This window comes from Rhodomicrobium udaipurense JA643 (assembly GCF_000636015.1).
Classification (GTDB): Bacteria; Pseudomonadota; Alphaproteobacteria; order Rhizobiales; family Rhodomicrobiaceae; genus Rhodomicrobium; species Rhodomicrobium udaipurense.
Genome location: NZ_JFZJ01000101.1, coordinates 1 through 11,559, shown reverse-complemented (window position 1 = coordinate 11,559; position 11,559 = coordinate 1). Strand labels below are relative to the sequence as shown.

Here is an 11,559-nt window from a genome sequence, read left to right as displayed (position 1 = left end):
GCATGGCGAAGTCGCTGCGTTACAATCAGTAGATTCCATCGCTGCCCCGGACCGCGCCGCCGCCGCCGTCAAGCCGGGCTGCGCACCACGCGGATCTTCTGCTCGCGGACCTTCTTCCGCAGCGTGTTGCGGTTGAGGCCGAGAAGCTCCGCCGCCTTGATCTGGTTGCCGCGCGTAGCCGTAAGCGCCGCCGTGATGAGCGGCGCTTCCACATCGCGCAACACGCGGTCATAGAGGCCGGGCGGCGGAAGCTGATCGCCGAAACCGCCGAAATAGTCGGTAAGATACGCCTCCATCCACTCGTTGAGCTTCGCGGTGCCGGACTGCGGCGTGTCGAGCGGCGGCGGGTTGGAATGTGTGGAAAGCTCATTGTCCACGATGTCGGCGGAGATCAACTCCTGCGAGTAGAGCGCGGACAGCCGCCGCACGAGGTTTTCGAGTTCGCGCACATTGCCGGGCCAGGTGTGACGCTTCAGCCGGTCGAACGCCTCCTGTGTCAGCGTCTTCGAGGGCAGGCCGCTCTTCTCGGCGAGCTTCAGGAAGTGGCGCACGAGGTCGGGCACGTCTTCGAGGCGCTCGCGCAGGGGCGGCATGCGCAGCGGCACCACGTTGAGGCGATAGTAGAGGTCTTCGCGGAACAGCCCCAGCGCGATCTGGTTTTCGAGGCTCTTGTTCGTGGCGGCGATGATGCGCACGTCGGTCTTGATCGGCACGCGGCCGCCGACCGTCATGTATTCGCCTTCCTGAAGCACGCGGAGCAGGCGCGTCTGCGCCTCCATCGGCATGTCGCCGATTTCGTCGAGGAACAGCGTGCCGCCATCCGCCTGCTCGAAGCGGCCGACCGAACGCTGCGCCGCGCCGGTGAACGCGCCCTTCTCGTGGCCGAACAGCTCGCTCTCGATCAGCTCGCGCGGGATGGCGGCCATGTTGATGGCGATGAACGGACCCTTGCGCCGCTGGCCGTAATCGTGGAGCGCGCGGGCGACGAGTTCCTTGCCGGTGCCGCTTTCGCCCGTGATGAGCACGGTGAGGTCGGTGTGCATGAGCCGCGCCATGACGCGATAGACGTCCTGCATCGAAGGCGAGCGGCCGATCAGCGGCAAATTCTCGCTCTCGGCGTCGGCCTGCATGGACGATTTCGCCACCTTCGGCTCGCGCAGCGCACGGCCCACAACGGCGACGAGCTCCTTCAGGTCGAACGGCTTCGGCAGATATTCATAGGCGCCGCGCTCGGCCGCCGTGATGGCGGTCATGAACGTGTTCTGCGCGCTCATGACGATGATCGGCAGCTCGGGGCGGATTTTCTTGATGCGCGGGATGAGATCGAACGCGTTCTCGTCCGGCATGATGACGTCGGTAATGACCACGTCGCCGTCGCCCTGCGCGATCCAGTTCCAAAGCGTGGCGGCGTTGCTCGTCGCGCGGGCGCTGTAACCGGCGCGGGCAAGCGCCTGATTGACGACGGTGCGGATGGCAGCATCGTCGTCCGCAATAAGTACGTTTCCGCGGCCCATCATATCGCTCCGGTCTTTCGCGCGGATGGCTGATACATCGGAAGAAGCATACGGAAGGTTGTCAGCCGGCTTCTCGATTCGCATTCGATCACTCCGCCATGGTCGCCGACGATTTTCGCCACGAGTGCAAGGCCCAATCCCGCGCCCTTCGCCTTCGTCGTCACGAAAGGCTCGAACAGGTGCGGCTTCACGTCTTCCGGTACGCCCGAGCCATTGTCCGACACGCAAATTTCAAGCGGCAGTTTCACGCTCGAGTCGGAGTTTGGCAAACGCAGCGACAGCCCCGGACGGAAGGCGGTCGACAGCGTGATGACGCCGTCGTTCTTGTCGCCGATGGCTTCCGCGCTGTTCTTCACGAGGTTGAGCAGCGCTTGAATGAGCTTGTCGCGATTGCCGGGCACGGACGGCAGGCTCGGATCGAAACTCTGCTGGATGGTGATATGCCGCGCGAAGCCCGCACGCGCGATACGCTTCACGTGGTCGAGCACGGAATGGATGTTGACGGCGTCCTTGCTCACCGGGCGCTCGTCGCCGAACACCTCCATGCGGTCGACGAGATCGCGGATGCGGTCGGTTTCCTCTGTGATGAGCTGGGCGAGCGGCTGGTCTTCCTCGGACGCGCCCGCTTCGAGGAGCTGCGCCGCGCCGCGAATGCCGGAGAGCGGGTTCTTGATCTCGTGCGCGAGGACAGCGGCCATGGCGGACACGGAACGCGCGGCACCCCGATGGGTCAGCTGCCGCTCGATCATCGCGGCCATGTTGCGCTGCTGGAGCATCAGGAGCACGTAATCTTCGCGTTCGTTCAGAATCGACGCAAACACGTCGACCGAGCGCGCTGGCCGGTCCGGCATCGCCAGGTCGAGTTCATATTCGTTCACGGCGCCGCGCGTGTGGCGCACCTGATCGGCGAGCGCAGTCAAGGGGTTGGCGAATGCCACGAGCGCAGGCAATGCGCGCTTTTTCAGCAGCGCTTCGCCAAGGCCAAAGAAATTCTCGGCGGCGAAATTTGCGAACACGATGCGATTTGTGGCATCGACAACGACGACCACATGGGGCAGCCCCTGCACCAGCGCCTTGAAATCGAGCGGTTTGGCAGCATCGGACGCCTTCTTCGTCTTGTCGCGGGGAGCCATTGATTTCAGCAATTTAGCCTTGTCCAGTGAATGTGGCAGGCTAGCCGAGGCTGCATCTTGCCCTGCCCAAATGCTGGGCAGAAATGCAGATCGACTAAGTTCTAGGCATTGTAGCAAATTCGGCCCCCGTGTCAGCAGGCAAATCTCAGGCTCGCGAAAGCTCTTGGCGGTTTTAGAGGCAGCTTATAAGGTTTCGGCGCGTTCCCTCCTTTTTGGTTCGTTCAAACATGCAAGAAGAAGACCAACATTTGCCGGTCCATGCGGCGCTGATCGTGGCTGCGGGTAGCGGTGTCCGCGCGGGGCAGAAACAGGGGCGGCCGAAGCAATATTGCTTGGCGGGCGGCAAGCCGATCCTGCGGCGGACGCTTGAAGCCTTTCTTTTCCATCCGGAAATTGCAGCCGTGGTCGTCGTCATCCGCGCGGGCGACGAGGCGCTTTATGCGGAAGCGGTGGCGGGGCTCGACACGGACAAGCTGCTTCAGCCCGTACCCGGCGGCGCAACGCGGCAACTTTCCGTGAAGGCGGGTCTCGACGCGCTCGAAGCGCATACACCGCACGCGGTTTTGATCCACGACGCCGCGCGGCCCTTCATTTCGGCGGCCTGCATCTCGGACACCATCGCGGCCCTCGATACGAGCGATGGCGCGATCGCGGCGGCACCCGTCACCGATACGCTGAAGCGCGGCGAGGACGGCCGGAGCGCGGGAACCGTGGACAGGGCAGGGCTCTGGCGCGCGCAGACGCCTCAGACTTTCATCTACGACAGGATCATGGCGGCTCATCGCGCGGCGGGCGAGCGCACCGATTTCACCGACGACGCCTCGATTGCGGAGTGGCATGGCCTCTCCGTGGCGCTCGTCTCGAACACATCTGAAAACATGAAGATCACGACTGCGGAGGATTTGGTCATGGCGGATATGATCGCGAGCGGCGGAGTGACGCTGCCGGATGTGCGCGTCGGCTCGGGCTTCGACGTGCATGCCTTCGAGGATGGCAACCACGTCACGCTGTGCGGGGTCAAAATCCCGCACGACAAGGGATTGAAGGCGCATTCGGATGGCGACGCTGGCTTGCACGCGCTCACCGACGCGCTTTACGGCACCATCGGCGCGGGCGACATCGGCGATCATTTCCCGCCGTCCGACCCGCAATGGCGCGCGATGGATTCGACCGTGTTTCTGAAGCACGCCGTAGCCCTGGTGGCGGAGAAGGGCGGGCGCATCACCAACGCCGACGTGACGCTCATCTGCGAGCGGCCGAAGGTTGGCCCGCATCGCGACGCCATGCGCGCGCGGATGGCCGAAATCCTTGGCATCGAGATCGAGCGCGTGAGCATCAAGGCGACGACGAGCGAGCAACTCGGCTTCACCGGCCGCCGCGAGGGCATCGCCGCGCTGGCGTCCGCTACGGTGGTGTTCGCCGCGCGCTGAGGCGGTATCAGACCCGGCGCTCCTGCTTAGGTGCACGGTGCCGTAGGGCTGTGCGCTTGATCGCTCTGGGCTAGGCTGACGAACCGCAGGGCGTTTCCTATATTCCGACATGTAGCGGGGCCGCGCACTTGGTGCGCCACAGCGGAGGCTCAGGGAATGGCGGAAGAACTCAGCGGCCGGGCCTATGCACTGGCCGCAGACGCGCTGGCGAAGGCGCGCGAGAACCAACTCTTCATCGCGACGGCGGAATCATGCACGGGCGGGCTTGTTGCTGCCGCGCTGACCGCGGTTCCCGGCTCGTCGAGCGCATTTGATCGGGGCTTCGTCACCTATTCGAACGAGGCGAAGGCCGACATGCTCGGCGTCGATCCGGCGCTGATCGCGGCGCACGGCGCGGTCTCGAAGGAGGTCGCGCTCGCCATGGCGAAAGGCGCGCTCGCGCATTCGCACGCAGGGATTGCCGTTTCAATCACCGGCATCGCGGGGCCGGACGGTGGCAGCGCCGAGAAGCCCGTGGGGCTGGTGCATTTCGCGGCGGCGCGGACGACGGGCAACGGCGTTAGCCTGCTCCATCGCGAGGAACGCTTCGGAGATATCGGCCGCGCGGAGGTTCGGGCGCGGTCGGTCGAGACGGCGCTGGTGCTCCTGATAGAAGCCACCTCCCGCGACCATTCACAAGACGACGAGGGGTGAGGGAAGCATGGCCTGGGGAGTTCTTGTCATCGCGGGTTTACTGGAGATCGTGTGGGCTTATGCCATGAAGCAATCAGACGGCTTCACGCGGGCGATACCCACGGCGATAACCATCGCCACGATGATCGCGAGCTTCGCCCTTCTATCCTTTTCCATGCGCAGCCTTCCGCTCGGAACGGCCTATACGGTATGGACTGGCATCGGCGCGGTCGGCGCGTTCGCGGTCGGCGTGGCGTTTCTGGGCGAGGCCGTCACGCACGCGCGTGTCATCGCCGCCTGCCTGATCATTGCCGGGCTTGTTCTCATGAGGCTCTCGGACTAGCAGGCTCCGCCGCTACCCTGTGGCGGACGCGGGTCGTTCCGCTTGCGCGGGCGTGCGATAGATCTGGTCGGCGCGGTCCTCGAACGCGGCCGAGAACTTGCGGAACGCCTTGTCGAACACCGATCCCATCAGCATCTGCAACGGCAGCGAGCGGAATTCGTAGTCGAGATAGAAGAGGATGCGGCAAGTGCCGTCCGGCCCGTGAACGAACGTCCAGCGGTTTTCAAGCTTGCGGAAAGGCCCGTCGAGATAATCGACCAAGATCACGCGGTTCTCCGGCCTGAGCCGCACCCTCGTGGTGAAACTCTCGCTGAACAGCTTATACGACGCGGTCATGCGCGCGATGAGCGTCTCGCCGTCTTCTTCCGCGATGCGCTTCTCGATGTGCAGCGCCGAGCATAGCGGCAGGAATTTGGGATAGCTCTCCACGTCTGCGACGAGGGCGAACATATTCTCGGCGGAGTGATGGACGCGATGGGTCGTTTCGAAATGGGGCATCAGCGGCTCAAGCTTGAGTGGGAGGCCGGGGGCGTTCCACGCGGCCTGCAATCATTATGACATGGGATGAGGCGCGCGCGCCGCCGTGGCGAGAGGGTATTTCGCCGCATGGCCGGATCGGCGTGCTTTAACTGTGACTTACGACGTCATTGGCCGCTTTGGCAAGTCGCGCCGCTTTCAGCTTCGCGAAGTCGTCGCCGGCGAGGTAGGACGACCGCGTGAGCGGCGAGGACGCGACCATGAGGAAGCCCTTAGCGTAGGCGTGCGCCTTGTAGCTGTCGAACTCGGCGGGTTCCACGAAGCGATCCACGGCGGCATGTTTGCGCGTCGGCTGGAGATACTGGCCGATGGTGAGGAAGTCCACGTCCGCCGAGCGCAAATCGTCCATCAGTTGCAGCACCTCGTTCCGCTTCTCGCCGAGGCCGACCATGATGCCGGACTTCGTGAACACGGTCGGGTCAAGTTCCTTCGCGCGCTGGAGGAGGCGCAGCGAGTGAAAATAACGCGCGCCGGGCCTGATGGTGAGATAGAGGCCGGGCACGGTTTCGAGATTGTGATTGAAGACGTCGGGTTTCGCCGCGATGACGGCTTCGAGCGGACGCGCGCCTTTCTTCAGGAAATCGGGCGTCAGAACCTCGATGGTGGTGGCGGGCGCCGCTGCACGGATGGCGCGAATCGTGGCGGCGAAATGGGCCGCGCCGCCGTCTTCGATGTCGTCGCGGTCAACGGAGGTCACGACCACATGATTGAGGCCGAGCGTCGCCACCGCGCGCGCCACATTCTCCGGTTCCGCTGCGTCGAGCGCGCCGGGGATGCCGGTCTTGACGTTGCAGAAGGCGCAGGCGCGCGTGCAGGTGTCGCCCATGATCATCATGGTGGCGTGCTTCTTCTCCCAGCACTCGCCGATGTTGGGGCAGCCCGCTTCCTCGCAGACCGTGTGGAGGCGGTTGCCGCGCACGATGGACGCCGTGCCCGCATAGCCCGCCGAGCCGGGCGCCTTCACGCGGATCCATGCGGGCTTGCGAAGCACGGGCGCGTCGGGCCGATGCGCCTTTTCCGGGTGGCGCGGCGCTTGTTCAGAGGCGGCCGGCGCTTGTTCCGTTGCCTGCGGCGCCTGGCCGTCGCGCTTGTCGATGAGAGTTGCCATGGTTGCGCCCTTGTTCCTCACGCGAAGATAAGGGATGGAGCGGCGTTTGCAACGAAATCGCCCGCTTGTCTGCTTCGTTCGCGCGACGCGGTCGTGTCGTGGTCTGTTTTCGTTCAAGCCGCGACCGACGACCGAGCGAAAGTTGTGGCATGGTTCGCCCCGCAGTCCACCCATCGGTGTAGAAACCCACAGGCCACACCAGGTCACATCAAAATGTGATGCATATGCCACAATTTCCCCAAACTCAGGCTGCACCGATGCGAGACAGCAACAGGGGCGGCAAAACCACGTGGCGGCAGGCATTCCGACGCATTTGAATGCAGGGTTTTCGCGGGTGCGGGCGGCACTCGCAAGCGTGGCGAATGCACGACTTTTCGGCAAGGCGCTGCGCTTCTGGCTCTCGCTCGGCGTTGTGATCGCGGCCATCACGTCCTCCGTCGCGACGTTCCTCATCCTCAACGGCCTCACCTCGATCTTCCCGACGAACAATGTCGTCTTGTCGACGCTCGGCATCAACGCCGCGTTCGTCGCCATCATCATCGGCATCATCGGCTTCCAGGTCGTCCAGCTTCTGAAGGCGCGAAAACGGGAGGCGGGCGCGGGGCTTCACTTCCGCATCGCTGCGGTGTTCAGCTTCGTGGCGCTGTTTCCGGCGGTGCTGCTCGCGGTGTTCGCGACCGTCTCCATCGACCGAACCTTCGACACTTTCTTCTCCACGCGCGTCAAGAGCATCGTCAACAACACGGTCGAGGTCGCGCAGTCCTATTTGCAGGAAAGCGGGCAGGTGATCCGCTCCGACCTCGTGGACGTGGCGCGCGAGGTCGAGATCGGGGCAGCGCTTTTCAACGAGAACAAGGCGGCTTTCGAGCGCCTCTTCTCGTCCGCTGTGTCCCTTCGCGCGCTGCCGGCGGCCTTCATCATCGACTCGCGCGGGAAATTGCTCGCGGCGTCGTCTACCGATGGCCCACGCTACAAGGCCCCGCCGCCCGCCGACATCGCGCGGGCAGCGGAGGGCCGCATCGTGCCACTCTCGTGGGATCTGGCTAACGGTGTCGCCGCGATCAAGAAGCTGAACGGCTTCGAAGACGCGTTCATCTATGCCCTGCGCCCGGTGAACCCGAACGTGTTCCGCCTTCTCCAGCGCACGCAGCAAAATATCATCCAGTTCCAGCAGCTCGAATATTCGCGCGCCCAATATCAGTTCGTGTTCGCGCTGATGTATGTGCTCCTCGCGCTGACGTTGCTCGCGTCGGCGATCTGGACGGGCCTCGTCTTCGCGAATCGCCTTGTCATGCCGATCAGGAAGCTCATCGGTGCGGCGCAGGAAGTGAGTCAGGGCAATCTGAACGTCCAGTTCGATGATGGGTTCGCGCGCGACGATATCGGCCGCCTCGGCCAGACCTTCAAGCAGATGACGGTCGACCTGAAGACGCAGCGCGACGACATCATGAGCGCCAATTCCGAACTCGACGAGCGCCGCCGCTTCATCGAGGCGGTGCTGTCGGGCGTGACAGCCGGTGTGATCGGCGTCGATCCGTCGGGCTGCATCAAACTCATCAACCGCTCCGGCCTCGAACTTCTGGGCCTTCCCGACGATGACGGCGTCATCGGCAAGCCGCTGGCAGAGGCCGTGCCGGAGTTCGGCGAGGTCATCGAGAAGGGCCGCCGCCAGTCGCGGACGAAGCCGGTGCATGGCCAGATCACCATCGTGCGCGAGACGGGCGAACGGAATTTTGCCGTGCAGGTCACGCGCGAGAAGGACGATCAGGCCGATTTCGGCGTCGTCCTCACCTTCGACGACGTGACCGAACTGACCGTCGCGCAACGAACCTCCGCATGGGCCGACGTCGCGCGCCGCATCGCGCACGAGATCAAGAATCCGCTGACGCCGATCCAGCTTTCCGCCGAGCGCATCCGCCGCAAATACGGCGCGTCGATAACGCATGATCGCGAAATCTTCGAGAAGTGCACGGAAACCATCATCCGCCACGTGGGCGACATTGGGCGCATGGTGGATGAGTTTTCGTCATTCGCACGCATGCCTCAGGCAGTCTTCGAGGAGCAGGATATCCGCGAAGTCGTGCGCGAGGCGGTGATTCTGTTCCAGATGAGCCGCTCCGACATCGAATACAAGCTCGACATGCCGAAGGAGAAGCTCATCGCGCTGTGCGACAGGCGGCTTCTCACGCAGGCCGTCACCAATCTTGTGAAGAACGCGAGCGAAGCCGTGGATGCGTACCGCGCGTCGAACCCCGAGAGCGGGAGAGGGCGCGTAATGACGAAGCTCAGGCTCATCGATCATCGCTTCGTCATCGAGGTCGTAGATACAGGTGTTGGGCTGCCGAAGGAGAACCGTCACAGGCTGGTGGAGCCCTATGTGACGACGCGGCAGAAGGGCACGGGCCTCGGTCTGGCCATCGTGCAGAGAATTACGGAGCAGCATGGCGGGGTGCTCGAACTCGCCGACGCTCCGATCACTGAAGACTGCGACCACGGCGCGTGGATCAGCATGACGATCCCCGTGTCGCACGGCGCGGAACGAACTGAAAAAGACGAAGCGAGACCGAACGGCCAGGCGGAGCTGATGCTCGCCGACAGCCATTTGCAAAGCTGAGGGGAAGAGGGAGCAAGCCATGGCGTCAGACATTCTGATCGTCGACGACGAAGCCGATATCCGGGAACTCGTGTCGGGCATCCTCGAAGACGAGGGCCACAAGACGAGGCTCGCCAAGGACAGCGACGAAGCGTTGCGCTCCATCGAGGAACGCCGCCCCTCGCTCGTCATCCTCGACATCTGGCTGCAAGGGTCGAAGCTCGACGGGCTCGAAGTGCTCGCGCGGGTAAAGAAGAACCATCCCGAGCTGCCCGTGGTCATCATCTCGGGCCACGGCAACATCGAAACGGCCGTCACCGCCATCAAGCGCGGCGCCTACGAATATATCGAGAAGCCATTCAAGGCGGACCGCCTCGTGCTCGTCACGGCCCGCGCGCTCGAAGCGTCCAAGCTCCGCCGCGAAAATCGCGAGTTGAAGGAAAGGAGCTATTACAGCTCCGACCTGATCGGCAAATCCGCGGCGATGAACCATCTGCGGCAGGCTATTCAAAAGGTCGCGCCGACGAACAGCCGCGTGATGATTACCGGGCCGCAGGGCTCCGGCAAGGAACTCGCCGCGCGCTATCTGCACGCCAGCTCGAGCCGCGCGAACGGCCCCTTCGTCGCCGTGAATGCCGCGTCCATGGCCGCCGACCGCGTGGAGACTGAGTTCTTCGGCGTCGAGGAAACCGGGTCGACGGTACGCAAGGTCGGTGCGCTCGAAGAGGCGCATAACGGCACGCTCTATATCGACGAAGTGGCCGACATGCCGGTCGAGACTCAGGGCAAGCTCCTGCGCGTGCTCGTGGAGCAGAAATTCCAGCGCATCGGCGGCGGCCCAAAAGTGTCGGTCGACGTGCGCCTCGTGTCGTCCACGAGCCGCGACCTTGAGCGCGAGATGGCGGCCGGGCGTTTCCGGCAGGATCTTTTCCACAGGCTCAACGTGGTGCCGCTGAGGGTTTCGGCCCTTGTCGAGCGGCGCGAAGACATCCCGGAACTCGTGGAGCATTTCGTGAAGCAGATCGCCGCGTCGTCGGGCCTTCCGCCGCGCGTCATCGGCGACGACGCCATGGCCGTGCTGCAAAGCCACGAATGGCAGGGGAACGTGCGTCAGCTTCGCAACATTGTCGAACGTGTCATGATCATGTCGACCGGCGAGCCGGACGCGGTCATCACCGCCGACATGCTGCCGGACGACATCGGCGCGAATGTTCCGTTATCGTCGAACGGCTCCGGCGGTGAGCATCTCATGTCGCTGCCGCTGCGCGACGCACGCGAAATCTTCGAACGCGAATATCTCATGGCGCAGATCAACCGCTTCGGCGGCAACATCTCGCGCACCGCGGAATTCGTCGGCATGGAACGCTCGGCGCTGCACAGGAAGCTGCGCGCGCTTGGCGTCAATTCCAACGAAAGGGGCGGCGAGGTCCGTCACTAAAGCATGATCCGTAAAAGTTTTGGCGACAAGATCATGCTCGAGCGAAACATGGAGCACTTTTGAATCCATCACTCTAAAGGCGAGGCGGGGCTTTCGCGCGAGCTTTTCGAGCGCTTCGGACGACGGCCGTCTCTTGTCCTTCACACCCTCGATACATGTTGGCAGTAAAGTTGCATGCCCCTTGCCTGCGAGCAGGCTTGCGCGGCGAGCCACTTTCGGAGAAAAGGTGCGCGCTGTTCCCGGTGGGCAGCACGAGCAGACATGTGGCGAAGTGCGATCGACGACAGAAGCGGCTCGCACCTTCGCGTAAGAAAGGCAGACCATGACGCGGGTTGTGTATGTAAACGGCGAGTACGTTCCCTACGCGCAGGCGAGCGTGCATGTGGAAGATCGCGGGTTTCAGTTCGCGGACGGCGTTTACGAGGTTTGCGAGATCCTCGACGGCAATCTCGTGGATGAGCGCCGTCATATGGCGCGGCTCGAACGGTCGCTCTCGGAACTGCGGATCGACGAGCCGATGAGCCTGCGGTCGCTGGGCGTCATTCTGCGGGAAACCGTTCGCCGCAACCGTGTCAGAAACGGCATCGTCTATCTCCAGATCACGCGCGGTGTGGCGCGGCGCGATTTCGCCTTTCCGAGCCCCGGCGACGCGCCGGGCGTAGTGTGCTTCGCGCGCTCGCTGTCGCGCAAGGCGGGCGATGCAAAGGCGGCGGTCGGTGTGGCTGTAATCACTCTGCCGGACATCCGCTGGAAGCGCGTCGACATCAAGACGACCGGCCTTCTCGCGCAGT

At 63.7% G+C, this 11,559-nt stretch carries 10 protein-coding genes; 6 read left to right on the top strand and 4 right to left on the bottom strand.

The features are described 5' to 3' along the window. Positions 1-68: 68 nt before the first annotated feature. Entirely contained in the window at positions 69-1,514 is a 1,446-nt protein-coding gene (ntrC, locus tag T281_RS13050; RefSeq protein WP_037239773.1) for a nitrogen regulation protein NR(I), read from the bottom strand. Next, on the bottom strand, positions 1,514-2,659 hold the full coding sequence (locus tag T281_RS13045; RefSeq protein WP_420834879.1) for a two-component system sensor histidine kinase NtrB: 1,146 nt from the start codon (positions 2,657-2,659) through the stop codon (positions 1,514-1,516). Before T281_RS13045 ends, ntrC begins: the two co-directional genes overlap by 1 nt. A gap of 236 nt (positions 2,660-2,895) precedes the next feature. Between T281_RS13045 and T281_RS13040 the strand changes: the two genes are divergently transcribed. The 3 genes from T281_RS13040 to T281_RS13030 all read left to right on the top strand — a co-directional run bounded on the left by T281_RS13040 (position 2,896) and on the right by T281_RS13030 (position 5,092). After that, positions 2,896-4,077, top strand: a complete 1,182-nt coding sequence (locus tag T281_RS13040) for a bifunctional 2-C-methyl-D-erythritol 4-phosphate cytidylyltransferase/2-C-methyl-D-erythritol 2,4-cyclodiphosphate synthase (RefSeq protein WP_037239786.1) — start codon at positions 2,896-2,898, stop codon at positions 4,075-4,077. A 156-nt stretch (positions 4,078-4,233) separates the two neighbouring features. Further along, the gene (locus tag T281_RS13035; RefSeq protein ID WP_037239767.1) at positions 4,234-4,770 is read left to right on the top strand and encodes a CinA family protein; all 537 of its coding nucleotides are present in this window, start codon (positions 4,234-4,236) and stop codon (positions 4,768-4,770) included. A gap of 7 nt (positions 4,771-4,777) precedes the next feature. After that, positions 4,778-5,092 carry a DMT family transporter gene (locus T281_RS13030; RefSeq protein ID WP_037239762.1) on the top strand — a complete coding sequence of 105 codons (315 nt, stop codon included), beginning with the start codon at positions 4,778-4,780 and terminating at the stop codon, positions 5,090-5,092. 12 nt (positions 5,093-5,104) lie between these two features. On the opposite strand, the gene T281_RS13025 is transcribed toward T281_RS13030, so the two are convergent. Next, on the bottom strand, positions 5,105-5,590 hold the full coding sequence (locus T281_RS13025) for a type II toxin-antitoxin system RatA family toxin (RefSeq protein ID WP_037239783.1): 486 nt from the start codon (positions 5,588-5,590) through the stop codon (positions 5,105-5,107). A gap of 127 nt (positions 5,591-5,717) precedes the next feature. Further along, positions 5,718-6,737 carry a lipoyl synthase gene (gene lipA, locus T281_RS13020; RefSeq protein WP_037239781.1) on the bottom strand — a complete coding sequence of 340 codons (1,020 nt, stop codon included), beginning with the start codon at positions 6,735-6,737 and terminating at the stop codon, positions 5,718-5,720. A gap of 355 nt (positions 6,738-7,092) precedes the next feature. Between lipA and T281_RS13015 the strand changes: the two genes are divergently transcribed. The 3 genes from T281_RS13015 to T281_RS13005 all read left to right on the top strand — a co-directional run. After that, positions 7,093-9,351, top strand: a complete 2,259-nt coding sequence (locus T281_RS13015; RefSeq protein WP_162173178.1) for a sensor histidine kinase NtrY-like — start codon at positions 7,093-7,095, stop codon at positions 9,349-9,351. A gap of 19 nt (positions 9,352-9,370) precedes the next feature. Further along, the gene (ntrX, locus tag T281_RS13010) at positions 9,371-10,768 is read left to right on the top strand and encodes a nitrogen assimilation response regulator NtrX (RefSeq protein ID WP_013418985.1); all 1,398 of its coding nucleotides are present in this window, start codon (positions 9,371-9,373) and stop codon (positions 10,766-10,768) included. A 322-nt stretch (positions 10,769-11,090) separates the two neighbouring features. Then, the coding region (locus tag T281_RS13005; protein WP_037239759.1) for an aminotransferase class IV at positions 11,091-11,559 on the top strand (469 nt) is incomplete at its 3' end.